The 12,398-nt window shown below is 77.4% G+C and carries 11 protein-coding genes; 7 read left to right on the top strand and 4 right to left on the bottom strand.

Translation table 11 applies throughout. The features are described from left to right. Nucleotides 1-67 precede the first annotated feature (67 nt). The 3 genes from D7294_RS24570 (at nt 68) to D7294_RS24560 (ending at nt 2,778) form a co-directional block, all read left to right on the top strand. Nucleotides 68-535, top strand: a complete 468-nt coding sequence (locus tag D7294_RS24570; RefSeq protein ID WP_120683416.1) for a PPOX class F420-dependent oxidoreductase — start codon at nt 68-70, stop codon at nt 533-535. Nucleotides 536-668: 133 nt separating this feature from the next. Further along, nucleotides 669-2,144: an AlkA N-terminal domain-containing protein gene (locus D7294_RS24565; RefSeq protein ID WP_120683414.1), complete on the top strand. Its 1,476-nt coding sequence runs from the start codon at nt 669-671 to the stop codon at nt 2,142-2,144. Between the two features lie 142 nt (nt 2,145-2,286). Continuing rightward, entirely contained in the window at nt 2,287-2,778 is a 492-nt protein-coding gene (locus D7294_RS24560; RefSeq protein WP_120683412.1) for a methylated-DNA--[protein]-cysteine S-methyltransferase, read from the top strand. Nucleotides 2,779-2,888: 110 nt separating this feature from the next. On the opposite strand, the gene D7294_RS24555 is transcribed toward D7294_RS24560, so the two are convergent. Beyond that, nucleotides 2,889-3,884: a DUF2637 domain-containing protein gene (locus tag D7294_RS24555; protein ID WP_120683410.1), complete on the bottom strand. Its 996-nt coding sequence runs from the start codon at nt 3,882-3,884 to the stop codon at nt 2,889-2,891. A 185-nt stretch (nt 3,885-4,069) separates the two neighbouring features. After that, nucleotides 4,070-4,912 carry a (2Fe-2S)-binding protein gene (locus tag D7294_RS24550; RefSeq protein ID WP_120683408.1) on the bottom strand — a complete coding sequence of 281 codons (843 nt, stop codon included), beginning with the start codon at nt 4,910-4,912 and terminating at the stop codon, nt 4,070-4,072. 137 nt (nt 4,913-5,049) lie between these two features. On the opposite strand from D7294_RS24550, the gene D7294_RS24545 reads away from it, so the two are divergent. Continuing rightward, entirely contained in the window at nt 5,050-5,796 is a 747-nt protein-coding gene (locus D7294_RS24545) for a GntR family transcriptional regulator (protein WP_120683407.1), read from the top strand. A gap of 139 nt (nt 5,797-5,935) precedes the next feature. On the opposite strand, the gene D7294_RS24540 is transcribed toward D7294_RS24545, so the two are convergent. Further along, entirely contained in the window at nt 5,936-6,694 is a 759-nt protein-coding gene (locus D7294_RS24540) for a hypothetical protein (RefSeq protein WP_120683577.1), read from the bottom strand. A 188-nt stretch (nt 6,695-6,882) separates the two neighbouring features. Beyond that, nucleotides 6,883-8,487 (bottom strand): PucR family transcriptional regulator, encoded by a 1,605-nt coding sequence (locus D7294_RS24535; protein WP_120683405.1) that lies wholly within the window; start codon nt 8,485-8,487, stop codon nt 6,883-6,885. A gap of 153 nt (nt 8,488-8,640) precedes the next feature. Between D7294_RS24535 and D7294_RS24530 the strand changes: the two genes are divergently transcribed. Genes D7294_RS24530 through pucD form a run of 3 tightly spaced genes read left to right on the top strand, consistent with a single transcriptional unit; the run spans nt 8,641 to nt 12,361 of the window. Further along, a complete protein-coding gene (locus D7294_RS24530; protein ID WP_120683403.1) occupies nt 8,641-9,519 on the top strand; it encodes an FAD binding domain-containing protein in 879 nt (292 codons plus the stop codon). Then, nucleotides 9,510-9,986, top strand: a complete 477-nt coding sequence (locus D7294_RS24525) for a (2Fe-2S)-binding protein (RefSeq protein ID WP_120683401.1) — start codon at nt 9,510-9,512, stop codon at nt 9,984-9,986. The genes D7294_RS24530 and D7294_RS24525 overlap by 10 nt, the downstream gene beginning before the upstream one ends. After that, the gene (pucD, locus tag D7294_RS24520) at nt 9,983-12,361 is read left to right on the top strand and encodes a xanthine dehydrogenase subunit D (RefSeq protein WP_120683398.1); all 2,379 of its coding nucleotides are present in this window, start codon (nt 9,983-9,985) and stop codon (nt 12,359-12,361) included. The genes D7294_RS24525 and pucD overlap by 4 nt, the downstream gene beginning before the upstream one ends. The last annotated feature ends 37 nt before the right edge of the window (nt 12,362-12,398 follow it).

Raw genomic sequence — 12,398 nt, 5'->3', positions numbered from 1 at the left:
CCCGCCGCACCGCGCCCGGCCGGGGCACCGCACCCGTGCCCCGGCCGGGCGCGTAGGGTGCTGCGCCATGAGTCCTTCGATCGCGACGAACACCCCCGTCGACCTCGGGCGGCTGCTCGACTTCGTCCGCCCGAGGCACCGCGCCATCCTGGTCACCCGGCGGGCGGACGCCTCCCCCCAGGCCTCCCCGCTGACCTGCGGCGTCGACGACAGTGGGCGGATCGTCATCGCCACCTACCCGGAGCGGGCCAAGACCCGCAACGCGCGGCGTTCCCCCGAGGTGAGCGTCCTGGTCCTCTCCGACGAGTGGGACGGGCCCTGGGTCCAGATCGACGGGACGGCCGAGGTGCTGGACGTGCCCGAGGCGATCGAGCCGCTCGTGGAGTACTACCGGAACATCGCCGGGGAGCACCCGGACTGGGCGGAGTACCGGGCCGCGATGCGCAAGCAGGGCAAGTCGCTGATCCGCGTCACCCCCCGCCGCTGGAGCCCGATCTCCACCGGCGGCTTCCCCGCCCGCCTCGCCCCCCGCTGACGGCACCGCCGCCCCCGGGCCCACCGCCCCGTCCACGCCCCAGGCGGGGACGGGGGCCGTCCGCCGGGGCCGCACGTCCGTGTCCGAATTCCGCCAGCAGGCCGCCCGCCGGGCGCCGCAGACTGGAGGCGTGATGGACGACGACAGCAGGTACGAGGCGGTGCGCAGCCGGGACGAGCGCTTCGACGGCGTGTTCTTCACCGCCGTCCTGACGACCGGCATCTACTGCCGCCCGAGTTGCCCGGCGACCACGCCCAAGCGGGAGAACGTCCGCTTCCACCCCTCGGCAGCCGCGGCCCAGGCCGCCGGGTTCCGCGCCTGCCGCAGGTGCCGCCCGGACGCGGTCCCCGGCTCGGCCGAGTGGAACCTCAGGGCGGACGCCGTCGGCCGCGCGATGCGGCTGATCGCCGACGGAGTCGTCGACCGCGAGGGGGTGCCCGGGCTCGCGGCCCGGCTCGGCTACAGCCCCCGGCAGGTGCAGCGGCAGCTGACCGCGGAGCTGGGCGCGGGCCCGGTCGCGCTGGCCCGCGCCCAGCGGGCGCACACCGCGCGCATCCTCCTGCAGACGACGGCCCTGCCGATCACCGAGATCGCCTTCGCGGCCGGCTTCGCGAGCGTGCGGCAGTTCAACGACACGATCCGGGAGACCTACGCCCGCCCCCCGCGCGAGCTGCGCGCCGCCGCCACGCCCCGCGCCGGGCGCGGCGTCCGGCCCGCGGCCGGGGCCGATCCGGCCGGGGTGCCGCTGCGGCTCGCCTACCGGGGGGCGTACGACGCCGCCCAGGTCTTCGACTTCCTGGCCCGCCGCGCCGTCCCCGGCATCGAGGAGCTGCGCGGCAGCCCCGGCGCCAGGACCTACCGCCGCACGCTCGCGCTCCCGCACGGCACCGGGGTCGCCGAGGTGGACGAGGCGCCGGGCGGCAGGCAGGCCCGCTGGCTGCCCTGCCGCCTGCGCCTGACCGACCTGCGCGACCTGACCACGGCCGTGCAGCGGATGCGGCGGCTCTTCGACCTCGACGCCGACCCCTACGCCGTGGCCGAGCGGCTCGGGGCCGACCCGGCGCTCGGGCCGCTGGTCGCCGCCCGCCCCGGGCTGCGTTCCCCGGGCGCCGCGGACCCCGCGGAGCCGGCCGTGCGCGCGGTGCTCGGCCAGCAGGTCACCGTGGCCGCGGCGCGCACCCTGGCCGGGCGGCTGGTCGCCGCCTACGGCAAGCCGCTGTCCGCGCCCGACGGCGCGCTCACCCACACCTTCCCCGAGCCAGGGACCCTGGCCGGCGCCCCGCTGGCCGAACTCGGCATGCCCGAGGCGCGGCGGGCGGCGATCCGCACCGTGTGCGCCGCACTCGCCGAGGGCACCGTCGACCTCGGCCCCGGCGCCGACCGGGAGGAGGCCACGCGCGCGCTGCTGGCGTTGCGCGGCGTCGGCCCGTGGACCGCGGGCTACGTGCGGATGCGCGCCCTGGGCGATCCCGACGTCTTCCTGCCGGGCGACGCGGGGGTGCGCCACGGCCTGCGCGCCCTCGCCGGCCCGGGACCCGCGCCGGACGCCGAAGCCTGGCGGCCCTGGCGCTCGTACGCCGTGCACCACCTGTGGAACGCCACCGCCTGATCCCCGCCCGCACCACGCCGCACCACACCGAACCAGGCCGCACCACACCGAACCACGCCGAACGAACGCCGATCGCCCACCGCACGCACGCCCACCGCACGCCCACCGAACGCCGAACGCACGCGAATCACCGGAGAGAGCCATGCTGTACACGACGCACCCGAGCCCGCTGGGCGAGCTGCTGATCGCCGGGCCGCGCCCGGACACCCTCGCCTCGGTCACCGTGCCGGGGCAGCGCGGCGGGGCACGGATCGGTCCCGGCTGGCGAAGGGACGACGCCGCCTTCGCCCGGGCCGCCGAGCAGTTCGACGCCTACTTCGCGGGCGAGCTCCGGGAGTTCGACCTCACGCTCGCCGCGGAGGGCACGCCCTTCCGCCGGCGGGTCTGGGAGCAGCTGGACCGGATCGCCTACGGCACGACCGTCACCTACGGCGCGCTGGCCAGGCTCGCCGGGCTGCCGCCCGCCTCGGTGCGGGCCGTCGGCGGCGCGGTCGGCGCCAACCCGCTGTCCGTGGTGCGGCCCTGTCACCGAGTCCTCGGCGCGAACGGCTCGCTCACCGGCTACGCGGGCGGCCTGCCCCGCAAGCGGCAGCTGCTCACCCTGGAGGGAGCGCTGCCCGCCGCCCTGGGCTGAGGGCCGCCCGGCCGGTCCCGTGGGCCGCGCCGCCGGCGGTGGCCCAGGGCTTCCGCGGCGGCGCGGCCCACGGCCGGCCCGGCCGGCCCGGGCGAGGACCGGGGCGGGTCTCAGCCGAACTGCCGCTCGATCCGGGCGAGTTTCTCCTCCAGCGAGTCGAGCCGCGGGGCCGCCTGCGAGATCGAGGTCGGGTCCTCGCCTCGGCCGCCCAGCGCATCCTCCGCGGTGGCGTTCAGCGCCGCCCGGCGCGCCGTGCCGCCGGCCTCCAGCGCCGCGGGCTCGGGCGCGGCGACCGCGACCTGCTGGCGGCGGCCGAACATCCGGTGCTGGCGGCTGAGCGCCTTCAGCCTGGCCCGCTCCATGCTGCGCTGCTCACGCCGCCGCATCCGCGTCTGCCGCTTGCTGTTGCGGTCCTCCCTGACCTCCTCGACCGCCTCGTCGAGGGAGCGGACGTTCTCCAGCAGCATCAGCGACCAGGCGCCGTACGTCTCCCGCGGGGCCCGCAGCCACCTGGCGAAGCGGATCTGCGGCAGGGGCCTGGGCACCAGACCCTGCTCGCGCAGGGCGGCCCGCCTGGTCTGCTTCAGCGCCCGGTCGAAGAGCACCGCGGCCGAGAGCGACATCCCGGCGAAGAACTGCGGCGCGCCGGCGTGCGCCGCCCCGCGCGGGGCGTGCACCCAGTTGAACCAGGCCGAGGCGCCCGCGAAGAGCCACACCAGCATGCGCGAGCCCATCGAGGAGTCGCCGTGGCTGGCCTCCCTGACCGCGATCACGGCGCAGAACATCGCCGCGCCGTCGAGCCCGAAGGGGACCAGGTACTCCCAGCCGTCGTCCAGGCCGAGGTTCTGGCGGCCGAAGCCGACCAGGCCCTGGAAAGAGAGGGCGGCGGCCACCCCGGCGCAGCAGAAGAGCAGCGCGTAGGAGGCGAAGGCGTAGATCCGCTCGCGGCGCCGCCTGGCCGCCTCGAGACGCTCCCAGGAGTCGTTGTCCGCGTGCTCGCCCGAGGGCTTCTTGCCCCGGGTCAGCAGGATGGCCGCGAGCAGGAGACCGAACAGCAGCACCGCTCCCGCGAGCACCCAGCTGATGTCTATGTCCGTCGATGCCATAGGGCTGCCCCTCGCATGGGTGTGCTGATCGTGCGGTGCCTGTGCCGGAATCGTGAGCGTCCGGCGCCGCAGAGCATCCTGATGCTACCTGAGCCAACGTCAGCGGAATTTCGGGCCCAATCCCCCTAACGAGTGTCAAGGAGAGGGAAAAGCGCGGTAGTTGATGCGGCCGGTAGGCGAATCTGTTATGAGTTCGCGGTCAGCCGCCGGACGCGGTCGGCGTCGCAGGTGCGCGGGCAGGTGACGCAGGTGTCCTCGGGGCGCAGCGTGAAGAACATGCAGCAGCTCGCCCGGTCCCTGGTGGGCAGCGACTGCCCCTCCGGGCCGCGGAGTTCGCGGAAGCCGGCGCCGCCCGGGTAGGGCGCGGTGCCGCCGGGCAGCAGCAGTGCCGCCTCTGCCTTGGCCCGGCCCTCCTCGCCGAGGAGGTGCCCCACGTACCACAGGGACTCGGTGAGCTCGTCGGTCACCGTGCCCCACAGGGCCCGGCGCCCGCGGCGCATGTGGGGCCCGAAGGCGGCGAGCAGCGGCTCGAAGTGCTCGGCCGCCGCCTGCCGCACGGCCGCGCGCAGGGCCTCCTCGCCGGGGACCACCCGGGCGTCGGGGTGGCCGGCGGCCGGGTCGTCGGGCAGGCAGCTGAACGTGGTGCGCCGCACGCTCATCCGCCCCTCGCCGCGGTGGAAGGCGACGTCGCCGACCGAGAGCCGGGGAACGCGGCGCAGCAGGAAGTAGGGGGCGGTGAACAGCACGGCGGCGGGCCAGCCGTAGCGGTGCAGGGCGAAGCCGGCGACCACGTCCCCGCGCCCCTCCCGGCCGTAGTCGCGCCGGATCTGCGCGGCGTCCTCGGCGAGGAACGCGGCCAGCTCCGCGCCGCCCGCCGCGAGGCCGGCGGCCTGGGCCCAGCCCGCCCCCCGCCGCGGCGCCTCGTCCTCGGTGATGCGCAGCCCGGGCAGCACCTCGGCGACGCGGGCGTAGGCGGGCGTGAGGGGGGTGGTCGTCGCGAGGGCCGGGGCGGGGGCGGGCACGTTCATGGAGCCACGGTCTCCTTGATCACGGGCAGGTTAGCCTTACCTTACCCGATGCCGGTTGGGGTGTGCCGGAGGGCCGACTACGCCTAAGGTGCACAAAACCTCGTTGTGTGGGGCGCCGAAGGGGACGGAGCGGACCGATGGAGCCCACCCGGACGGAGCCGGCGAGCGGGCCGGCCGTCACGGCGCCCGGGCCTGCCCCGGCGGGCCGGGCGCGGCCCGCGCTGCCGGTCAGGCCGCGCACGCTGCCGGAGCGGCACTCGGTGCGCGCCCAGGTGCTCGCCGCGCTGCGGGACGCGCTGGCCACCGGCGAGCTGCAGCCGGGCGGCACCTACTCGGCGCCGCTCCTCGCCGAGCGCTACGGCGTGTCGGCCACGCCGGTGCGCGAGGCGATGCAGCAACTCGTCAGCGAGGGCGTCGTGGAGACCGTGCCCAACCGCGGCTTCCGGGTGGCCGCGAACAGCCCGCGGGACCTGGCGGAACTCGCCGAGGTGCGGGCGGACCTGGAGGTGCCCGCGGTGCTGCGGCTCGCCAGGTCGCTGCCCAGGGAGCGCTGGGACGAGCTGAGCCCGCTGGCCGAGGCGACCGTGACCGCGGCCGCGGCCGGGGACCGCGCCGCCTACGCCGAGGCCGACCTGGGCTTCCACCGGGCGCTGCTCGCCCTCACGGGCAACCGGCAGTTGGTGCGGGTCGCCGGGGAGCTGCACCGGAAGGCGCAGACCCCGGCGGCGGGCCGCCGGCCGCCCGAGGCGGCCGAGCTGGTGGCGAGCGCGGCGGAGCACCAGCAGCTGCTCGACGCCCTGCGGCAGGGCGAGTTCGCCACGGCGGAACGGCTGGTCCGCGCGCACCTGGCGGGGACCGCCGCGCCCGAACGCGCCACGCCCTGAGCAGGCCGCCTCCGGGGCGCCGGGGCCCGCCGTGCCCGGAAGGTGACGGCCGGCGGCAGGCCGGGCACCCGGTGGGTGCCGCGTCGGCCCGCTCCCGTGGGCCGCACGCGCGCCGCGTCCCCGGCCGCGTGGGGGAGTGCTACTCCTCCTCGTCGAGGTGCGCGGCGAGCCAGCGGGGCACCCCGCCCAGCAGGTGGAACAGGCGGCGGGCCTCCGCCAGCAGCCGCCCGGCCTCCGGCTCCTCCGTCACCTCGGCGAGCGCCACCAGCGCGGGCGCGACCCCGACCAGGAAGCCGGTCTCCTCCCGCAGCCGCAGGGACTCCGCGAAGCCGTGCCGCGCCTCCGCCGTCTCGCCCGCGAGCAGCGCCAGGGCGGCGAGGTGCCGCCAGGTGTAGGAGCCCAGCAGCGCGTCGCCGCGGCTGATCGCCTCGTTGTGCGCCCGCCGGTAGCCGGCCTCGGCCGCCTGCGGATTGCCGCTGACGTGCTCGGCCATCAGGCCGCGCCTGAAGTCGAGCAGCGGGCGGCCGGGCGAGTCGGGGGCGAGGAGCGCCGCGGCCCGCCCCAGCGCGGCCCGCGCCTCGTCGGCCCGGTCGCGGACCCGCAGCAGGGTGGAGGCGTAGGCGAGGTAGCCGCGCTCACAGGCGGCGGTGCCGCGTTCCTCGTCGCTCAGGGACAGCGACTCGGCCGCCCGCAGCGCCTCCTCGGCCCTGCCCCAGCCCTCGGCCGTGAACATGCAGCGTTCGACGAGGAGTTCGGCCCTGGCCAGGGCCGCCTTCGGCTCGCTCGCCGCCCGGGGTTCCAGCAGGGCCGCCGCATCCTCCCAACAGCCCCGTGACCGCAGCCGCCATACCGCACTCTCCAGCGGATCACCGTTCACCTGCCGAACGGAATGTGGCACGGCGGTCTCCGTCACATTGCCCTCCCCAGCGCGTCATCGAGCCGTTGACAAGAAGTGATACGTGAGCATCTCAGCACGAGCTCCCGGCCCAGGCCAAGAGGGCTGCGTGAATCAGTTCACAAGTGCCGCCCGGCGGTGGGCGGGTGGGCCTGGCAACCCCCGGAGCGGGCGCGGAGCCGCACGGCCCCTCAGTTCATGCGCAACGCGAGGAAGAAGTCGACCTTGTCCTCGAGACGCGTCAGCGCCCGCCCGGTCAGTTGCTCGATGCGGCCGATGCGATAGCGCAGAGTGTTCACATGCAGGTGCAGCCGGGCCGCGCAGCGGGTCCACGAGCCGTCGGCCTCCAGGAACGCCTCCAGCGTGGCCAGCAGGTCGGAGTGGTGGGCGCGGTCGTACTCCCGCAGCGGTTCGAGCAGCCGGGAGGTGAACGCCCGCCGCACGTCCTCCGGCACGAAGGGCAGCAGCAGCACGTGCGAGGCCAGTTCCTCGTGCCCCGCCCCGCGGACCGCCCCCGGCCCCGCGGCGGCCACCCGGCGGGCGTGCCGCGCCTCCTCCAGGGCGCCGGGCAGCCCCTCGGCCGAGTCGACGGCCGCGCTCAGTCCCAGCGTCAGCCGGCCGCCGCCCCGCAGCCCGGCCGCGAGCGCGGGGCGCACCGGCGCCAGCACCGCCTCGGCCCGGAACGCCGCGTCGGCCGAGGGCACCGGAAGCAGCGCGGCCGCCTCCCCCTCGCGGCCGGTCACGGCCGGGGCCCGGAACAGCTCGCTCAGCAGCCCGCGGGCCGCCGCACCCGAGCCGGCATCGGCGCCCTCGGGCGGCTCGAGCCTGGCGACCGCCACCTGCCAGTGCGGCGCGGCGCGGCCCGGCGCGAGCACCGGAGCGGCCAGCCGCAGCCGCGCCGCCAGCTCGGCCGCCGGGGCCCCGGTCCCCAGCAGCGTGAACACCTCACGCACCAGCCGCCGCCCGAGCGCCGGGGCGGCGTCCTCGCGCCCGCGTTCCTCGGCGAGCAGGGCGGCGACGCTGCCCAGCAGCCCGAGGCGTTCGGCCGGCCAGTCCGCGGCGCCGCCCTGCACCACGAGCAGCCAGTCCGTCAGCGGCGCGCCGCCGCGGCCGCCGGGCGCCCCCTCGCCGCCTGGCCGGCCGGGCTCCTCCGGCACCGGGAACAGCGTGTACTCCACCCCCTCGACGGTGGTCCCCAGGTGGGGCGCGCCGCGCCAGGCGGCGGCCAGCCACCTGGCGGCCAGTTCCCGCGCCACCGGCCCGGGCAGCGGCCCCGGGGCGGCCGGCACCTCGCGGCCGGTGGAGGTCAGCAGCCAGGCCGGCAGGTCCAGGTGGGAGGCCAGGAGTTCGAGCACGGCGCGCGGGCCGCCGGCCGCCCGCAGCCGCCGGTGCCGCTCCACCACCGCGGCGAGGTCCCCGGCCCGCTCACCGGACACCCGCCGCAGCACATGCTCCGTCAGCTCCGCGAAGCCGACCTCCTCGGCCACCGCGAACAGCGGCAGCCCGTGCCGGGCGCAGGCGGCCGTCAGCTCCGTCGGCACCGCCCCGAACTCCGCCTCGCCCGCGGCGAGTCCGGCCACCCCGGCGGCCACGAGCACCCGCACGAAGGGCTCGGCGTCCGCGGGACTCCGCCACCAGGCCAGGCCGGTCAGCACCAGCTCCCCGCCCCGCAGGTAACGGCTGGGGTCGCGCAGGTCCGTGGTCATGACCCCGCGCACCAGCCGGTCGAGCTCCCCCTCGCCGGTGAGCAGCCGCAGGCCCGGGGACCTGCCCTCGAGCAGAGTGCGCAGACGCATCGGGCACCGCCTCCCCGGCCGCGGATCGCCTCGTACGAATCTACAAGAACGGCGCCCGCGCCCCGGGCGGATCTTCGCACCATCCGTGACTGTCCGCACCCCCTCACCAGACCGCTTACTGGAGGGACCGCCTACCGCGAAGGGCATACGACGATGGACTTCCTCCGCCCCGCCACCTGGGAAGAGGCGCTGGCCGCCAAGGCGGCCCACCCGGAGGCGGTCCCGATCGCCGGGGGCACCGACCTCATGGTCGAGCTCAACTTCGGCCGCAGGCGGCCCGCGTGCCTCCTCGACCTGGGCCGCATCGGCGAACTCGCCCGCTGGCACCGGGAGAAGGGCGCCGTGCGGCTCGGCGCGGCCGTCCCCTACCGGGAGATCGCGGCGGCGCTCGGGGGCCCGCTGCCCGCGCTCGCCCACGCCGCCCGCGCCGTGGGCTCGCCGCAGATCCGCAACCGGGGCACCGTGGGCGGCAACCTCGGCACCGCCTCGCCCGCCGGCGACGCCCATCCGGCGCTGCTCGCCGCCGGGGCCGCCGTCGAGGCCGCCTCGGTGCGCGGCACCAGGCTGATCCCCGTCGAGGAGTTCTTCACCGGGCCGCGGCGCAACGCCCTCGCGGCGGACGAGCTGATCCGCGCGGTGCGGATCGACCCCGCGGGCGGGCCGCAGGAGTTCGCCAAGGTCGGCACCCGCAACGCCATGGTCGTGGCGGTGTGCTCCTTCGCCCTGGCCCTGGACGAGGCAGGCCGCTCGGTGCGCACCGGCATCGGCTCCGCCGCGCCCACCCCGCGGCGCGCCCGCGAGGCAGAGGAGTTCCTCGCCGGCGTGCTCGCCGAGGGCGGGCACTGGGAGGACCGGCGGCCCCCGCCGCCCTCGGCCGCGCGCCGCTTCGCCGAACTCGCCGCCGCGGCCTGCGCCCCGATCGACGACGTGCGCGGCTCGGCCGCCTACCGCAGGCACGCCGTCGCGGTGCTCGCGCGGCGCACCCTCGACCGGACCTGGACCGCCTACCGAGGAGGAGAACGGTGCGCGTGAACCTGACCGTCAACGGCCGCCCCGCCCACGCGGAGGGGGTGTGGGAGGGCGAGAGCCTGCTGTACGTGCTGCGCGAGCGGCTCGGCCTGTTCGGCACCAAGAACGCCTGCGAGCAGGGCGAGTGCGGCTCCTGCACGGTGCGGCTCGACGGCGAGCCGGTGTGCGCCTGCCTGGTCGCCGCCGGGCAGGCCGAGGGCCGCGAGGTGGAGACCGTCGAGTCACTGGCCGGCGCCGCGGGCCTCTCGGCGGTGCAGGAGGCGTTCGCGGAGGCGGGGGCCGTGCAGTGCGGCTTCTGCACGCCGGGACTCCTCATGGCCACCGACGCGCTGCTGCGCCGGGAGCCACGGCCCGCGGAGGCCGAGATCCGGGAGGCGCTGTCGGGGAACCTGTGCCGCTGCACCGGCTACGAGCAGATCCTGTCCGCGGTGAGACTGGCCGCGGCCCGGCGGGCGGAGGGCGCCCGGTGAACGCGCCGGCAGCGCCCGGGGGTTTCGGCGGCGTGGGGGAGTCCGCCGGCCGGCCCGACGGGCGGCAGAAGGTGACCGGCGCCTTCCCCTACGCCTCCGACCTGCGGCACCCGGACATGCTGTGGGGGCACACGCTGCGCAGCCCGCACGCCCACGCCAGGCTGCTGGGCCTGGACGTCGCCCCGGCCCTGGCCGTCCCCGGGGTCGCCTGCGTGCTCACCGCCCGCGACCTGCCCGCCGCCACCCACTACGGCCTCGACCTCCCCGACCAGCCGGTGCTCGCCGAAGGACGGGTCCGCTACCACGGCGAGCCGGTGGCGCTGGTCGCCGCCGACCACCCGGAGACCGCCCGCAGGGCCGCCGCCCTGATCCGGGCGGAGTACGCCGAACTCCCCGGCGTCCACGACGAGGCGAGCGCCACCGCCCCCGGCGCCCCCCTCCTGCATCCGGACCGCGCCGACCGCTACGCCGCCCTGGTGCCGCACCCCAACGTCGTGCACCGCCAGCCGGTGCGGCGCGGCGACCTGGCCGCGGCCGCGGCCCGCGCCGACGTGGTGGTCGCCCGCGAGTACCGGGTCGGCATGCAGGACCAGGCGTTCCTCGGGCCCGAGTCGGGCCTCGCCGTGCCGGACGGGGAGGGCGGCGTGGACCTGTACGTCGCCACCCAGTGGCTGCACGTGGACCGGCGCCAGCTGGCGCCGGTGCTCGGCCTGCCGCCCGCGAAGGTCCGCCTGACCCTGGCCGGGGTGGGGGGCGCCTTCGGGGGCCGCGAGGACCTGTCGATGCAGGCCCACGCCTGCCTGCTGGCGCTGCGCACCGGCCGCCCCGTGAAGATGTCCTACCGCCGCGACGAGTCCTTCCTCGGCCACGTCCACCGGCACCCGGCGACCCTCAGCTACGAGCACGGCGCCACCCGCGACGGCAGGCTGACGCACGTGCGGGCGCGCATCGTCCTCGACGGCGGCGCCTACGCCTCCTCCTCGCCCGCCGTGGTCGGCAACGCGGCCTCGCTCGGCGTGGGCCCCTACGAGGTGCCCGCCGTCGAGGTGGAGGCCCTCGCCCTCTACACCAACAACCCTCCCTGTGGCGCGATGCGCGGCTTCGGCGCCGTCCAGGCCTGCTTCGCCTACGAGGCGCAGATGGACCTGCTCGCCGCCGAACTCGGCCTGGACCCCGTCGAGTTCAGGCAGCGCAACGCCCTCTCCGAGGGCTCGGTCATGCCCACGGGCCAGCGGGTGGACTCCCCGGCGCCGGTCGCCGAGCTCCTGCGCCTGGTCAAGGAGCGCCCCCTGCCGCGCCCGCGGCAGTGGGAGACGCGGGATTCGGCGACCGGGGCCCGCCGCGTCGAGCCGCGCGCGCTGCCCGGCGGGCTCGGCCGGGCGAGCCGCGGCGAGTCCGTGGTGCGCGGCGTGGGCTACGCGGTCGGCATCAAGAACGTCGCCTTCTCCGAGGGCTACGACGACCCCTCGACGGCGCGGGTCACCCTGGAGCTGTCCGGGGACGAGCCGGTGGCCACGGTGCGCACCGCCGCGGCCGAGGTCGGGCAGGGCGGGGTCACCGTCCAGACGCAGATCGCCCGCACCGAACTCGGCGTCTCCCGGGTGGTCCTGGCGCCCCCCGACACCGGCATCGGCTCGGCCGGCTCCACCTCGGCCTCCCGGCAGACGTACCTGACCGGCGGCGCGGTCCGCGAGGCGTGCGCCGCCGTGCGCGCCGAGGTGCTGCGGCGCGCCCGCGAGCGCCGCGGCCGGCCCGCGGACGGCCCGCCCGCGGACGGGCTGCGGCTGGCCGAGGGCAAGGTGGTCACGGCGGAGGGCGAGGTGCTTGCCGGCCTCGCCGAGCTGCTGGAAGCCGGCCCCGTGACGGCGGAGCGGGAGTTCAGGCACCGCCCGACCCGGCCGTTCGACCCGGTGACCGGGCAGGGCGACGGGCACGTGCAGTACTCCTTCTGCGCCCACCGCGCCGTCGTGGAGGTCGACACCGAGCTCGGCCTGGTGAAGGTCGTGGAGCTGGCCGCCGCCCAGGACGTCGGCCGGGCGATCAACCCGCGCGCGGTGGTGGGCCAGATCCACGGCGGCTCCCTCCAGGGCCTCGGCCTCGCGATCCTGGAGGAGCTCCGGGTCGACGCCGCGGGCCGGGTGCGCAACCCCTCGTTCACCGACTACCTCCTGCCGACCGTCCTGGACGCCCCGAGCATGCCCGTGGACGTGCTCGAACTCGCCGACCCGCACGCCCCGTACGGGCTGCGCGGCGCCGGCGAGGCCCCCACCCTCTCGGCCACCCCGGCCGTGGTGGCCGCCCTCAGGCAGGCGACGGGACGCGCCCTGCGCCGGGTGCCGGTCCGGCCGGAACACCTCGTCGGCCTGGCGGAGTAGCGCCGGTTCCCCGGGGCGGGGCCGGGGGGGCCGAGGG

The organism is Streptomyces hoynatensis (genome assembly GCF_003626535.1).
Lineage (GTDB): Bacteria > Actinomycetota > Actinomycetes > Streptomycetales > Streptomycetaceae > Streptomyces > Streptomyces hoynatensis.
Note: the sequence above shows the minus strand (reverse complement) of the source record. Positions and strands in the feature narration are given on the sequence as shown.

Coding starts and splice junctions, on each gene's coding strand:
- D7294_RS24560 (WP_120683412.1), top strand. CDS start 2,287: ATGCTGTACACGACGCACCCGAGCCCGCTGGGCGAGCTGCTGATCGCC.
- D7294_RS24565 (WP_120683414.1), top strand. CDS start 669: ATGGACGACGACAGCAGGTACGAGGCGGTGCGCAGCCGGGACGAGCGC.
- D7294_RS24530 (WP_120683403.1), top strand. CDS start 8,641: ATGGACTTCCTCCGCCCCGCCACCTGGGAAGAGGCGCTGGCCGCCAAG.
- D7294_RS24535 (WP_120683405.1), bottom strand. CDS start 8,487: ATGCGTCTGCGCACTCTGCTCGAGGGCAGGTCCCCGGGCCTGCGGCTG.
- D7294_RS24570 (WP_120683416.1), top strand. CDS start 68: ATGAGTCCTTCGATCGCGACGAACACCCCCGTCGACCTCGGGCGGCTG.
- D7294_RS24555 (WP_120683410.1), bottom strand. CDS start 3,884: ATGGCATCGACGGACATAGACATCAGCTGGGTGCTCGCGGGAGCGGTG.
- D7294_RS24550 (WP_120683408.1), bottom strand. CDS start 4,912: ATGAACGTGCCCGCCCCCGCCCCGGCCCTCGCGACGACCACCCCCCTC.
- D7294_RS24545 (WP_120683407.1), top strand. CDS start 5,050: ATGGAGCCCACCCGGACGGAGCCGGCGAGCGGGCCGGCCGTCACGGCG.